At 63.3% G+C, this 13077-nt stretch carries 14 protein-coding genes; 5 read left to right on the forward strand and 9 right to left on the reverse strand.

All coding sequences use genetic code 11. The features are described 5' to 3' along the window. Positions 1-786: 26S protease regulatory subunit (locus QZT59_RS11660; protein WP_290816157.1), on the forward strand; the 786-nt coding region annotated here is incomplete at its 5' end. A 151-nt stretch (positions 787-937) separates the two neighbouring features. On the opposite strand, the gene bcp is transcribed toward QZT59_RS11660, so the two are convergent. The 4 genes from bcp to QZT59_RS11680 all read right to left on the reverse strand — a co-directional run bounded on the left by bcp (position 938) and on the right by QZT59_RS11680 (position 4313). Then, entirely contained in the window at positions 938-1408 is a 471-nt protein-coding gene (gene bcp, locus QZT59_RS11665; RefSeq protein WP_290816160.1) for a thioredoxin-dependent thiol peroxidase, read from the reverse strand. 149 nt (positions 1409-1557) lie between these two features. Then, positions 1558-2586 carry a hypothetical protein gene (locus QZT59_RS11670; RefSeq protein WP_290816163.1) on the reverse strand — a complete coding sequence of 343 codons (1029 nt, stop codon included), beginning with the start codon at positions 2584-2586 and terminating at the stop codon, positions 1558-1560. Further along, a complete protein-coding gene (gene priS, locus QZT59_RS11675) occupies positions 2583-3758 on the reverse strand; it encodes a DNA primase small subunit PriS (RefSeq protein WP_290816166.1) in 1176 nt (391 codons plus the stop codon). The genes QZT59_RS11670 and priS overlap by 4 nt, the downstream gene beginning before the upstream one ends. Before the next feature lie 69 nt (positions 3759-3827). Further along, a complete protein-coding gene (locus QZT59_RS11680; RefSeq protein ID WP_290816169.1) occupies positions 3828-4313 on the reverse strand; it encodes an N-acetyltransferase in 486 nt (161 codons plus the stop codon). 144 nt (positions 4314-4457) lie between these two features. Between QZT59_RS11680 and QZT59_RS11685 the strand changes: the two genes are divergently transcribed. From QZT59_RS11685 to QZT59_RS11695, 3 genes are all read left to right on the forward strand, one after another. After that, positions 4458-4868, forward strand: coding sequence for an archease (locus tag QZT59_RS11685; protein WP_290816171.1), 411 nt, complete (start codon positions 4458-4460; stop codon positions 4866-4868). Positions 4869-5143: 275 nt separating this feature from the next. Then, positions 5144-6244: a DoxX family membrane protein gene (locus QZT59_RS11690; protein ID WP_290816174.1), complete on the forward strand. Its 1101-nt coding sequence runs from the start codon at positions 5144-5146 to the stop codon at positions 6242-6244. Between the two features lie 241 nt (positions 6245-6485). Further along, positions 6486-8003 (forward strand): RtcB family protein, encoded by a 1518-nt coding sequence (locus tag QZT59_RS11695; protein ID WP_290816176.1) that lies wholly within the window; start codon positions 6486-6488, stop codon positions 8001-8003. Between the two features lie 58 nt (positions 8004-8061). Here the strand turns inward: QZT59_RS11695 and QZT59_RS11700 are convergent, their stop codons facing one another. From QZT59_RS11700 to QZT59_RS11720, 5 genes are all read right to left on the reverse strand, one after another. Beyond that, on the reverse strand, positions 8062-8283 hold the full coding sequence (locus QZT59_RS11700) for a hypothetical protein (protein ID WP_290816178.1): 222 nt from the start codon (positions 8281-8283) through the stop codon (positions 8062-8064). 220 nt (positions 8284-8503) lie between these two features. Continuing rightward, on the reverse strand, positions 8504-9184 hold the full coding sequence (locus QZT59_RS11705; RefSeq protein WP_290816180.1) for a helix-turn-helix domain-containing protein: 681 nt from the start codon (positions 9182-9184) through the stop codon (positions 8504-8506). 152 nt (positions 9185-9336) lie between these two features. Next, positions 9337-9591 (reverse strand): hypothetical protein, encoded by a 255-nt coding sequence (locus QZT59_RS11710; protein ID WP_290816183.1) that lies wholly within the window; start codon positions 9589-9591, stop codon positions 9337-9339. Positions 9592-9620: 29 nt separating this feature from the next. Further along, a complete protein-coding gene (locus QZT59_RS11715) occupies positions 9621-10205 on the reverse strand; it encodes a transposase (RefSeq protein WP_290816186.1) in 585 nt (194 codons plus the stop codon). A 285-nt stretch (positions 10206-10490) separates the two neighbouring features. Beyond that, entirely contained in the window at positions 10491-10880 is a 390-nt protein-coding gene (locus QZT59_RS11720; protein ID WP_290816189.1) for a hypothetical protein, read from the reverse strand. A 659-nt stretch (positions 10881-11539) separates the two neighbouring features. Here QZT59_RS11720 and QZT59_RS11725 point away from each other — a divergent pair. Beyond that, positions 11540-12997: a sulfatase-like hydrolase/transferase gene (locus tag QZT59_RS11725; protein WP_290816191.1), complete on the forward strand. Its 1458-nt coding sequence runs from the start codon at positions 11540-11542 to the stop codon at positions 12995-12997. The last annotated feature ends 80 nt before the right edge of the window (positions 12998-13077 follow it).

A 13077-nucleotide genomic window follows, 5' to 3' on the forward strand; every position in this document is an offset into this window, starting at 1 on the left:
ATGGACATGGAGGCCGCCAAGGGCGTCCTCATGTACGGCCCGCCGGGCACCGGGAAGACCCTGCTCGCGAAGGCCGTCGCCAACGAGGCCCAGTCGAACTTCATCTCGATCAAGGGCCCCGAGCTGCTCAACAAGTTCGTCGGCGAGTCCGAGAAGGGGATCCGCGAGGTGTTCGAGAAGGCCCGCTCGAACGCCCCGACCGTGATCTTCTTCGACGAGATCGACTCGATCGCCACCGAGCGGGGCCAGCGCACGGGCGACTCCGGCGTCTCCGAGCGGATGGTCTCCCAGCTGCTGACCGAACTCGACGGGCTGGAGGAGCTAGAGGACGTCGTCGTCATCGCGACGACGAACCGCCCTGATCTGATCGACCCCGCCTTGCTCCGGCCCGGGCGCCTGGACCGTCACGTCCACGTACCCGTCCCCGACGAGGAGGCGCGAAAGAAGATCTTCGAGGTTCACACCCGGAACAAGCCGCTGGCCGACGGGGTCGACCTCGACTGGCTCGCGAGCGAGACGGAGGGCTACGTCGGCGCCGACGTCGAGGCGGTCTGTCGCGAGGCGTCGATGGCGGCCACCCGGGAGTTCATCAACTCGGTCGACCCGGCGGAGATGGACGACGCGGTCGGAAACGTCCGCATCAGTCGCGAGCACTTCGAGGAAGCGCTCGAGGAGGTCACGGCCAGCGTGACTCCCGAGACCCGCGAACGCTACGAGGAGATCGAAGAACAGTTCGACACGGCCGAACCCGAGACCGAACAGCCCGCCGGCGGCGCGTTCCAGTGAGCCGGTGTCCCGCCGGCGGCGCGTTCCAGTGAGCCGGTATCTCGCCTGTCGCCGTCCCGGGCCCGCCCTCGCCGCCGCTCGCGCGAGTCGCACGTCCGAACCGACGCGGCCACGGCGGAAAGCCGAACCGGCGGCCCCTTCGGCCGCCGAATCAGGCCGTCGGCGTCGTTGACAGGTCCGCGAGAACCTCCTCAGCGTGGCCATCGGGTGTGACGCCCTCGTAGACGGCGTCGATCGTCCCGTCGGTGCCGACGACGTAGGTGTTCCGGAAGACGCCGTCGAAGGTGTTGCCGAACATCTGCTTTTCGCCGTAGGATTCGTAGAGAGTGGCGACTTCCCCGCCGTCGTCCGAGAGGAGGTGAAAGCCCAGGTCGTGGTCCTCGGCGAACGTCGCGAGGTCCTCGACCGGGTCGTCGCTGATCCCGATGACCACGACGTCGTGCTCGTCGAACGCCGCCCCGGCGTCGCGAAACTCGCGGGCCTGGACGGTACACCCGTCGGTGTTCGCCCGCGGGTAGAAGTAGACGACCACTCGTCGGCCCGCGAACTGCGAGAGCGAGACCGTCTCGCCGTGCTGATTCGGTAATTCGAACTCCGGTGCCTCGTCTCCGACGTCGAGCATAGGAGGTGGGTTCGAGCGACCTGACGTATGCTTATCGGTCTCACTCGCCCGAACGGGCGCCGTCACGACGCTGTGAACACCCCGCACACTCGGATCGCTCGAGCGGCTCGGCGGCGTCGCGTCAGTGGCGCGGCCCCGCGCCGTCCCGATCACTCGAGCGGCTCGGCGGCGTCCCGTTCGATCAGCGGCGACGCGTTCTCTTCGGGAAGGGTCACGACGTCGTCACACTCGAGCGTGTACTCGCGATCGTCGACGCCCAGTATCGCGCCGACGTCGGCCGTGATCTGGACGGTGACGCGGTCGACGGAGGATGCGTCGTCCGCTTCGGCGGTTCGATCGCCGGCGTCGGCGTCGACGGGAGTTCCGTCCGAGCCGGTCTCGGCGGGATCTCCGTCCGAACGGGCGTCCGAGGGACCTCCGTCGGGGTCGGGGTCGGCCCCGCTCTCGTCCGACCCGGAGTCGGCGGTACCGCGTTCGTCCGCGGCCGACCCGCGGGAACCGTCTCCGGGTTCGTCTGCGCCGCCGGACGACTCGGTCCCGCCGTCGAACGAACCGTCGGACGGCGCCGGGTCGCCGCCCATGACGTCGGCGGCGCTCACCCCGTCGGCCTCGTCGGCGCCCGAGGCGTGCGCCCCATCCGGGCCGCCGACCGCGCCCCCGCTCGGCGCGTCCTCCGGGGGGACCGGACGGTCGCCCCGCTCGCCGACGCCTTCAGGTCTTGGTCGATCGTCCGGGACGACGTCCGCGGAGCGGTCCGCGGCTCCGGCCCGGTCGACCGTCGCCCCCTCCGTTCGGCCGGAGAGGACGTCGAGGATCTCGGCTTTGTTCTCGCGGATCCGTTCGACCAGGTCCTCGAACAGCACGCGCTCTTCGGCGGTGAGTCCCTCGTCGTCGGCGTTCATGCCCGCGGCGGCCAGGCTCGCCTGCTTGACGAGTTTGCCCATCCGACGCTCGTAGATCGCCTCCACGACGTCCTTGGCCGTCTCGATCTCGTCGGTGAGTCGGGCCACCTCCGGCGAGGCGAACGGGTCGTCGGCGTCGTCGGCCAGGCGGTCGCGTTCGCCCTCCAGCTCGGCGATGTACTCGCCGACATCCTGGTAGAACGACGGTCGGAGGGCCTGGAGGCTGTCCTTCTGGCGCTCCGTGTGCTGGACCGAACGCAGTTCCTCCAGGTTCATTCTTTCTCCTTCTCGGCGCGTCCGCGGGCCATCAGAAACATGGCCACGTACTCCGGTAGTGATTGGTCACCGTCGCTGACCGTAAAGGTGTCGCCGCCGAGTTCGACCTCGCCGCCGCGGGAGACGTCGACGCGGATCTCGTGGCCGACGAACGTCTCCGGGACGGCGTCGACGAGCGGGTCGAACTCCGCCAGGGCGTCGCGGTCGATCCGGCGAACCGCGAGGGCGCTTCCCCCGTGGAGGCTTCCGGGGAGCCGGATGAGGCGGTTCGTGTCGGTCGTGACGGGCTCGTCGATCGGCGCGTTCTCCGCCTCGACCGTTCGGGCGGCGAACCGCTCGGCGAGCTGGGAGACGGCGGTGTGGACGGTGACGTTTCCGGCCTCGATCTCCTCGCGTTTGGTGCGGGCCGCGTTGAGCGCGGCCGTGGCCTTCCCTTCGCCGATCCCCTCGAACGCCTGCAGGCGGTCGATCGCCTCCTCGTCGTCCAGCTCGAGAAGCTCGTCGAGGAAGGCGACGAATCGCTCGTGGATCCGCTTTCCCCACCCGCCTTCGATCTCGAGGCGCCGGCGCTCCGTGGGCGTCTTCCGGCCCAGTCCGGCGACCGTCTCCCGGTCGATCAGTTCGTCGTACTCGAGGCCGATGCCGCGGACGTAGTCGACGATCTCGCGGCGGTGCTCGCGGTCGAGGTGGCGCACGTCCTCGTCGCGGACGTGAACGTGGTAGCCCCGCCCCCCGGAGAAGACGATCTGCAGGTCCTCGAATCCGAAGTCGTCTTCGAGGAAGTCGAGCAACCGGACGAGGGCGTCCTTGCAGGTTTCGAGCATCTCGGCGTAGGAGTCCTCGCCGAGGGTGACCCCTGGGAGGTGGTCGGCGTCGAGGTCGAAGATGAGGTCGGAGTCGCGCCAGCCCTTCTCGCCCATCGAACCGGCGCCCGGGTCGTCGTAGCGCCCCGCGGAGAAGTAGACGTGGCGCGGGCGCTCGCGCTCGAGGAATGACTCGACGTCCCCGAGGTCGAGCAGCGACCGGTGGCGGACCATGCGAGTCTCCGGACCCTCGGTCCAGGGGATGTAGCCCCACTCGCGCGCGGCCGCGTCCGGTGGGGGCGTGATCGTCGCCCGGCGGTAGTAGTCCCGGAACCGGCCCCGCAGGTAGGCCCGCGTTCGCTCCTCCATGCGCCCGCTACTCGCCGGGCGCGCAGCATAACTGTATTGGACTGGCGAGTCCGTTTCGATCCGGCCGCCTCAGCGCCGGATCAGGTCAGAGAGCCGGCCGCTCAGGCCGGCGTCGGAGCCGAGTTTGAGGTAGTAGGCGTCGCCGCCGTCCTCGTAGTAGTCGTCGATCCGGCGGGCGATCTCGAAGCCGAGGTGCTCGTAGAACTGCAGGGCGTTCTCGTTCGTCGTCCGCGCGTGGCAGGTCACGGATCGGTGATCTTCGACGACTCGCGCGACGAGCTGCTTGCCGATGCCGTGGCCGCGACAGTCCGGATCGACCGCCAGAAAGAGGATGTAGCCGTCGCGTCGGACCGCCGCGAAGCCCACGAGCTCCTCGCCGTCGCGGTCGTGGAAGGTGCAGTGGACCGTCGAGCGTCGGTACGCGTCGGAGAAGAAGTTCCATCGCTGCTTCAGGACGTCCTCTCGCTCCTGGATCTCCTCTTTGAGGGACCAGGCCTCCCCGACGTACTCGTCGCTCCCGGGAGGGACGACGCGACTGTCGACGTTGACGCTCACTGTCCCACCCTACCATCGTCGTCAATATAATTCCACCGGCAGCCGGCACGAGCACGTCGCTACGACCGCCGCCGGGGGCGCCCCCTCGGTCCGGTGCGAACGAATCGACGGACATACCGCCGTCGCGCTCGCAGTTCGAGACGAATGCCGTTCGAACTCCGCGATCACACGGCCGACGTGGCGGTGGCGGCCGCCGCCGACGACCTCGACGGAGCGTTCGCGGCCGTCGCGGACGGACTCGCCGCGGCGTGCTTCGAGACCGTTCCCGACGCGGGCGAGCGATTCGAACTCGCCGTCGAGGCGGAGTCCCTCGAGGCGTTGCTGTTCGACTACCTGGACGAACTGATCTACCTGCGGGACGTCAGGGACGAACTCCCCGTCGACAACGCCGTCACGGTCCGCAGCGACGACGACCGCTGGGCGCTCGAGGCGTCCGCACGGGGCGTGGCGTTGGAGTCGATCGACGCCCGCGAAGTGAAAGCCGTCACGTACTCCGAGATGCGCCTCGAAGAGACCGACGACGGCTGGGAGGCGTACGTGGTCTTCGACGTCTGAACGTGGTCTTCGACGACTGAGGTCGAGGGCCATCGAACGTGGGGTTGCGAGTGGGCGAGATGCGGTAGCGAGCGAGTCCCGGTCCGGAACCGAGCTGGCCCGGGAACGAGCGCGTCGCGGTCCCGAACTGAGTCGGCCCGGGAACGAGCGCGATTCGGCCCGGATCGCGACCGGGTGTCGCGCCCGATCCGGTCCCGGACCGAGTCGATCCGGACTGGCACGCCGTCTGCAGCCGCCCGCGAACCTTTTCCGCACGTTCGTGGTAGGCGTCCTCGATGGGAGTCGGGCGACGGGTTACGGTCGGCTGGCTCGCCGCGGCCGCGGCGCTCGCGGGCTGGAGCGGCGTCGCCGTCGCCCACGAAGAGTACGTCGTCGATGAGCGCGAGGACGTCGCGCTGGCGGCGTTCTACCGGGACGCGCTGTCGGACCCCGCGGTGGTCGGCCCGCTGCTCGCTGGCGGCGTTTCGCTCCTCGTCGCCGCGGTCGTCTTCCTGTACGCCAGGCCCGGCGAACGCGACGTCGTCGCGTTCCGGGTCGCGATGAGCGAGTATCGCGACTACGTGCCGTGGCTCCTGCGCATCTCGTTCGGCATCCCGCTCATCGGGGCGGGGTTCGGCGGCTACTTCGTCAGCCCGGCCGTCGAGGTGGAACTCAGGCTACTCCAGGTTTTGCTCGGCTTTTTGCTGCTGTTCGGACTCGGAACGCGTCTTGTGGCGGTAGCTGCGCTCGTCGTCTATCTGGTCGGCGCGGCGATCGAACCGCTGCTGTTGCTCCAGCTGGAGATGGTCGGCGGGATGGCGGCGATCGCGATCGCCGGGAGCGGGCGGCCCAGCGCCGACCACGTCCTCCAGCGGCTGGCGGGGACCTCGGGGACCCTCGCGAGCCGGACGGTCCCGCTCTTCGATCGGGTCGAGTCGCTCCAGGACCGAGCGCGGCCCGCCGGCCGGTATCTGCCGACGGTCTGTCGCGTCGGGCTGGGCGTCACGTTCGTCTACCTGGGGGCGAGTCAGAAGCTGCTGGACCCCGGACTCGCGCTCGCCGTCGTCGACCACTACCAGCTGACGGCGACGATACCGGTCTCGCCGGAGCTCTGGGTGCTCGCCGCCGGGCTCACGGAGGTCGCGCTGGGTCTCGCACTCCTCGCGGGCGTACTGACGCGCGGGGTCGCGCTGGCCGCGCTGATCGTGTTCACGATGACGCTGTTCGCGCTCCCCGACGATCCGGTGCTTGCCCACGTCGGGCTCTACGGACTTGCGTCGGTGCTCCTGATCACCGGCGGAGGTCCGGGGTCCCTCGACGCCAGGTGGGCGCGCGGCGACCCCACCGTCGCCGTCGCGCCCGCCGAGCGCGAGACGGAGCGCCAGCAGACGAACTGATCGACGCCGGAGCGCGTTCCGATTCGACGTCGGAGTTCCCCATCGACTCGACCCCCGATCCCTGCGACACGACCCCCGATCCCTGCGACACGACCCCGGATCCCCATCGACTCGACCCCGGATCCCCACGACACGACCCCGCAATCCCTCGTGGCAACCCCGGACCGGCGCCCGACTCGACGTTCCGGTTCGCCGACGCGCCGAGACAACTTCTTTCAGCGTCCGCGTCCGACTACCGGGTATGACCACGTTCGACGCGAACGGCCTGACCCTGGAGCGGGTTCGCGAGTACGTCTGGGAACTCCCCCGAACCGGCGATATGCGCGTGCCGGCTCGCGTCCTCGCCAGCGAGGCGCTACTCGAGGAGATCAGCGAGGACAAGACCCTCGAACAGATCCGCAACACCACTCACCTCCCGGGAATCGCGAAGTACGCGATCTGCATGCCCGACGGCCACCAGGGCTACGGCTTCCCGGTGGGGGGCGTCGGGGCGATGGACGCCGAAGACGGCTGCATTTCGCCCGGCGCCGTCGGTTACGACATCAATTGCGGCGTCCGAATGATGCGGACGAATCTGACGTACGACGACGTGAACGGCCGCGAAGAACAGCTCGTCGACTCCCTGTTCGCCAATATCCCGTCGGGCCTCGGCGGGGGCGGCGTCGTCGAGGCGGGCGTCGACACCGTCGAGGAGATCCTGGCTCGCGGGGTCGACTGGGCGCTCGAGAACGATTACGCCGTCGAGGAGGACCTGCTGCACTGCGAGGACGAAGGGATGCGCGAGGGCGCCGACCCGTCGAAGGTCTCCCAGAAGGCCAAAGACCGCGGGAAGAACCAGATCGGCTCCCTGGGATCGGGCAACCACTTCCTCGAGGTCCAGCGGGTGACCGACGTCTTCGACGGCGAGGTCGGCGACGCCTACGGACTCTCGGAGGACCAGATCGTCGTCCTCATCCACTGCGGCTCGCGGGGACTGGGCCACCAGACGTGCAACGACTACCTGCGGAAGATCGAACGGCACCACCAGGGGCTCTTACAGCAACTTCCCGACAAGGAGCTCGCCGCGGCGCCCGCGGGTTCCCAGCTCGCCGAGGACTACTACGCCGCGATGAACGCGGCGATCAACTTCGCGTGGGTCAACCGCCAGCTGATCATGCACCGCACCCGGCGAGTGTTCGAGCGCGTCTTCGATCGATCGTGGGAGGAGATGGACATGCACCTCCTGTACGACGTGGCCCACAACATCGCGAAGAAGGAGACCCACACGGTCGGCGCCGAGCCACGCTCCGCGGACGAGGCGAGCGGCGTTCGGCCGCGAGCCGACGAGGAGGGGACCGAACGGGAGCTCTACGTTCACCGCAAGGGCGCGACGCGGGCGTTCCCCGCCGGCCACCCCGACGTTCCGAAGGCGTACCGCGACGTCGGCCAGCCGGTCATCATCCCCGGCAGCATGGGCGCCGGTAGCTACGTCCTTCGCGGCGGCGAGGCCTCGATGGACCTCACGTTCGGGTCGACCGCCCACGGCGCGGGCCGGCTCATGAGCCGCACGCAGGCCAAGAACGAGTACTGGGGCGGCGACGTCCAGCAGCAACTTCGGGATCGGGACCAGATCTACGTCAAAGCCCAGTCGGGCGCGACCGTCGCTGAGGAGGCTCCCGGCGTCTACAAGGACGTCGACGAGGTCGTTCGGGTCTCGGACGCGCTCGGTATCGGCGACAAGGTGGCGCGAACGTTCCCGGTGTGCAACATCAAGGGGTGAGGCGGAACCACCGCGACGATCGAAACGAGGGCTCGGCCTACGCTCGCCGTCTCGGCGATCACTTCACCCGAAACGGACTCTCGTCGTCTTCGTCGCCTTCGTCGTCCTCGACCTCCTTCTCGTAGGGCTTTCTCGCGGTGATCGTCAGGGAGGCCTCCGGGTCGTCCTCGTCGGCCCAGGGGCTCTCGTAGGCGGTGAGCTCGAGGTCCGTCACGTCCCAGCCCTCCGCTTCGATCAGTTCGACGAGCGTGCGCTGGTCGGTCAGCATCTCGTCTTCCATGGTGGCCGTGTAGGTGGCGACCGGCGTAGTTGTTGTGCCGTCGGTTGCTCGACTTGGAAGCGCTGGATGACCAGTTTTGGAGCGTTGGGTGACCAGTTTTGGAGCGTGGGGTGACCAGTTTCGGGGTGTAGGGTGACCACTTTCGGGGCGTGGGGTGGCCACTTTCGGGGCGATGGAGGTCAGCGTCGGGTTGTCGGGGCGGCCCCGCCGACGCCCGCGGTCACAGCGACCCGTCGTCATCGACGTCGCCGGGGCCGACGTTGAGCGCCTCCGTGACGAGACGCCGGTGGGCTCGTCGGAGCCGCTCGGAGAGCGCCTGGTGAGAGATGTCGAGGTGCGCCGCGAGCGCTTCCATATCGGACTCCCGGGGGATCTGGTAGTACCCGTACTCGAGGGCCTGGACGAGGGTCTCGTACTGTGCGTCGGTGAGGCCGTACCGGCCGCTGCGGTCGTCCTGGAGCTCGTGGATCCGCGCGACGTCGACGGTGAGTCCTTCCTCGTCTGCGACCTCGTACGTCCGCGACAGCGCGTCTCGCTCCGGGAAGAGTATGCGGAGTCGCCACTGCGGGCCTTCGCCCGAGGCGTCGAGGATAGTCGCCTGCTCTTCGGTCAGCGCGTGGACCACGACGCCGACGTCGTCGACCCACTCCATCCGGTAGAGTCGCTCGTCGTCCAGATCGGTCAGCAACTCGACCCGCTCGACGCTCGGATCCTCCCGCAGCGCCTCGTCGAGGCGCTCGAGGTCGTCCGCTTCGGTGCTGAACCACACGTACGGCATCACGTGCTCCGGATCGTGGGCCACCAGCCGCTCGACGTCGGCCTCGAGCGACGGCACCGTCTCGAGCGTCCGGGAGAGGGCGAACTCGTCGGCGGGGACGACGAGTTCGGCGATCGTACTCATACGTCCGGTTCACGACGTCCAGCCCAATGAGTGGTGTCGAGCAAATCGTGACAGTCGGCTCGGACGAACGGTCGGGCCGTCCGCGTCGTCTACCGGCTGATGGCGTCTCTCGAACCGACCGTTCGGCTCCCACAGTCCTCGGTAATTGAGCCTCAATTCTCAAATTCAGGATGACCGTCCAAGAGGAACGGATAGCCGTCACCGAACACCTCTCGAACGATGTTACTTCGAGTTGACAAATCGCCGACTTCTCCAACGTCGATATCCTCCATGTCGAGCACCATGGCAACCATGAACTGGTTGGCCGTGAATGGATATCGCCCTTGGTCGTCTTTCACCGGCCGGGCGTTCTCTTCGGCGTACGTCACGTTCGACGCCATCCACATCGCGTTGTAGATGAACGCCATGTTGGCGATGACTCCCGCTGACACCGTAGCTAGCTCGCAGACTTCGCGGTGAAGTCGTGCTTCATCAGTCGATACGCGGTCTCTATCGTCCATCTCTGCCGGTACCGTCGCCCGATTTCCAACCCACCGAACTCCTCCGGATCGAGGTTCGTGTAGTACACCTCCCAATTCCCCTTGTCCTCGGTCCCCGTCTCAGCCCGTTCGAACCGCTTTTTCGAGGGCAGTGTGATCAGCCACGACTCCGCCTCACTCTCGGGGATGACATCACCGAGGCGGACGTCGTACCCTGCTGCGTTGTAGTCCATGTTGTAATGGATGGCGGCCTCCTTCAGGTCTTCAATAATCGCCGGTGTTCGGGCGCGCAGTCGGCTGATGAACTTGAGGCTGTGTTCTTCGAGACAGTCGTGCATCCCACGGCCGTAGAACCCACCATCCATACAAACGATATCGTGCTCAACGTAGTGCTTTGGGTACGTCAGCATCTCGTCTATCTGGTGCTCGATGCTCCCGCGCCGCTGGATGCTCTTCGCCGCCAGCGTCACAGGCATTTTGACATTGGCGAGGCTGATACTGGCGATTTGAAATGCGAAGGACGAACCAGCCTTCTGGTCCATGCCTTCGACACCGATGGGCTGGTCCTCGTGCGAGATATCGTCTCGGTCAAGCCGCTTCCCGTCCTCGTCCTTTTCCGTCGAGTGGCGACCATATCACATCAGGTTGGTCAGATCCATTGTCAAGTCGGACCGGTCGGGAAGATAGCCGTACTCGTCGAGAACCATGATTAGGCGCTCCAAGGCGGCGAGGTACATCTTCCGCAGTTCAAAGATGTCGTTTTTGCGGAGCTAGTTCCGGAGCGTTTTGAACCCCGGCGCGTCCCGGTAGTAAAAGTACGGCAGGAATTAGAGCGAGGCTTCGGCGTCGTTAGGGTGGATGTTACACAGTCCGGCCATCTCCATCAGCTTGAATAACTGCCACTTCGGGTAGGTGACCCGTGACTCGTCGCGGTCCAACTGGATGAACTGATACGCGAGTTTCCGTAGTTCCCGGGAGATGAGTACCAGTTCGGGTTCACCACGACCGTCCGGGGTCGCGGTGGGAAGCGTCACGATCTCGTCGTTGTCTTCCAACCGCTCAATAATCTCTCGAAGACGGTGGCTCACGTCTGGGCCGGTCTGTGCCTCCACTTTCTCGCTGATACTCTCGATAGTATTCTCGGTAATAACGTCGTTTAGGCCAAGGTGTTCGGCTGCGCCGTGCTTTAGTTCGTCCTCGATGGCATAGTCCTTCAAGACACTAAGCAAACGGTACAAGAACAGGCGAGCGGGGTCCTCTTCGTCAAGTTTATACCACTTCTTGTCGAACTTTCAGAACGGAACGCTGCCCGTGTAAAGGTCAAGTTTCCCGACAGCCTCCTCGGGAGAGAGACCTTGATTGAGGTACCGGAGGAGTTGCGTCTCCAAGTCGAGATTGCCTTGTATCTGGGTGATGAGCGATGGTCCGGATGACCGGGCTGCGGAGGTGTCGAAGTCGTCTATGGTGGGGCGGTCAACGTCGTCCTCGCTATCGTCTGAGTCTTTCGCTGGCTCAAGAAAGTGACGAGGTGTTCGCCCGTCGATATCCGGTTCCCGAGACACGTTATCCTGACAATACAGTAGTTTGGCACTTAAAACAGGACATTAGTGAACTAAGTTCTGCGCCCATGAAGGATACTTTGATGTAGACCGCATTGAATAGAGGCAGTTAGCATTTTTCGATTTGTTTCACACTCTATTATATGAGATATAATGACGGTGGCCATTCACACACCTGCAATAGTTGTGTATCCCATGATCAGAGTTGACGAATCAACAAGTTGTCGCCCCAAGTATCACATTGTCCGTTAACAGGCCAAAGATCGACATATACCCGGTAATTATAATATCGTACAACCTAGTCAAAGAGAATAAGAATGAATGTATTACTCGTCGTTTTGGATTCAGTAAGAGCTAAAAACACAAGCTTGCATGGATATTCCAGAGAAACAACACCATTTCTTGAAGAGTTTGCAGAGAACGCTAAAGTTTACAAACAAGCCCGTTCACCAGGGATACACAGTATCGCTAGTCATGTGAGTATGTTCACTGGTCGCCACGTTGAGGAACATCGGGCTATCCAGCATACAGCACAAATCAAGACAGATTCAACTGTTTGGGCAAAATTAAACGAAAACCGCGGATATGCTACTGGACTGTTTACAAACAATAGAATTATTTCAAGCGCCTCAAATTTGGACGAATGCTTCGAGACTGTCTACAGTCCTAAATACCCCGCGTACAAATCATTAAAGGAAAGATATCCTTGGTTTGAAGAGGCGTATTATCCGGGAAAGGGAGATATCACGGGATTACAGGGTCACTTGCGTAGATATATACAATCAGATAAAAAACTCAAATCATCTCTGAATATCGGACAGAAACTTTATCATAATGGTGTATCTGCCGTTGATCGAAGATTAGGGGATCCGAAATCAGGATGGAAATCTATTCATGGCGGTGAATTTGTTGCCGCGTTTCTTGACTGGGAAGGTCAGCAACGTTCTCCATGGGCAGCTTGCATCAACATCATGGATGCTCATTCACCGTATGAGCCAGACAACGATCACGACCGATGGGCGTCAAGCGAGGACTGGCAAATCCAGAACAAAAACAAGCCATCAAGAAGGGAAAACCTCGCTGGTGAGGGTTGGGGGAGGGTTGAGAAACTTGAAAATCTCTACGACGGGGCTATCCATCAGGCAGATACTATTGTCTCTGAATTGATAAAAAATCTTTCTGAGCGGGGACGAATTGATGATACGCTCATAATTATTACTAGTGATCACGGCGAAGGTTTTGGTGAATATAGCCAAATTGATCCACGTGTTCGAATCAGAGGGCACTCTTGGGGAATCCACGAAGTGCTTACGCATGTCCCGCTGTTAGTTAGGCATCCTAGTCAAGGTTCATCAGTGATAGATCAGCCTGTATCCCTCACAGATCTACCAGACCTGATACTTGAAACAGCACAGGATACATTGTCTAGTGATCCACTTATTACTGATCGCCCTGTCGTCACATCGGCGTATAGACTGCTCAAAGAGGACGCCACCAAGTACAATATTAAGAATATTGACGCGTTTTGTGGCCCGTGGAGGGCAGTATACAAACGACATGATGATGGAGTCCGAAAATACGCGCAAACTACTAATCGGGAAGTCGTACTACATATTTCAAGCGCACTTGATTTCAAACAGATAGATAATGGATCAACAAACCTAGTCACAGAAATATTTGAACGATTTTCTGATGAAAATATTCAAACTCGAAAAACTCAGGAGATTGACGAGGATCTAGAAGAACATCTTCAAAATTTAGGATACATCAGGTAATAATTGAATGATTTTACATCGGACTGTCCAACCATCGCCGTAGCTGATCAATCGTGCCCCCTGACCCTGACGAAAACGAG

The sequence above is a fragment of the Halovivax sp. genome (assembly GCA_007119345.1).
Taxonomy (GTDB): domain Archaea; phylum Halobacteriota; class Halobacteria; order Halobacteriales; family Natrialbaceae; genus Halovivax.

Excerpts from the sequence above, each read along its gene's own strand:
- bcp (WP_290816160.1), bottom strand. The coding sequence starts at position 1,408 with ATGCTCGACGTCGGAGACGAGGCACCGGAGTTCGAATTACCGAATCAG.
- QZT59_RS11670 (WP_290816163.1), bottom strand. The coding sequence starts at position 2,586 with ATGAACCTGGAGGAACTGCGTTCGGTCCAGCACACGGAGCGCCAGAAG.
- priS (WP_290816166.1), bottom strand. The coding sequence starts at position 3,758 with ATGGAGGAGCGAACGCGGGCCTACCTGCGGGGCCGGTTCCGGGACTAC.
- QZT59_RS11685 (WP_290816171.1), top strand. The coding sequence starts at position 4,458 with ATGCCGTTCGAACTCCGCGATCACACGGCCGACGTGGCGGTGGCGGCC.
- QZT59_RS11690 (WP_290816174.1), top strand. The coding sequence starts at position 5,144 with ATGGGAGTCGGGCGACGGGTTACGGTCGGCTGGCTCGCCGCGGCCGCG.
- QZT59_RS11695 (WP_290816176.1), top strand. The coding sequence starts at position 6,486 with ATGACCACGTTCGACGCGAACGGCCTGACCCTGGAGCGGGTTCGCGAG.
- QZT59_RS11700 (WP_290816178.1), bottom strand. The coding sequence starts at position 8,283 with ATGGAAGACGAGATGCTGACCGACCAGCGCACGCTCGTCGAACTGATC.
- QZT59_RS11705 (WP_290816180.1), bottom strand. The coding sequence starts at position 9,184 with ATGAGTACGATCGCCGAACTCGTCGTCCCCGCCGACGAGTTCGCCCTC.
- QZT59_RS11710 (WP_290816183.1), bottom strand. The coding sequence starts at position 9,591 with ATGGCGTTCATCTACAACGCGATGTGGATGGCGTCGAACGTGACGTAC.
- QZT59_RS11715 (WP_290816186.1), bottom strand. The coding sequence starts at position 10,205 with ATGGACCAGAAGGCTGGTTCGTCCTTCGCATTTCAAATCGCCAGTATC.
- QZT59_RS11725 (WP_290816191.1), top strand. The coding sequence starts at position 11,540 with ATGAATGTATTACTCGTCGTTTTGGATTCAGTAAGAGCTAAAAACACA.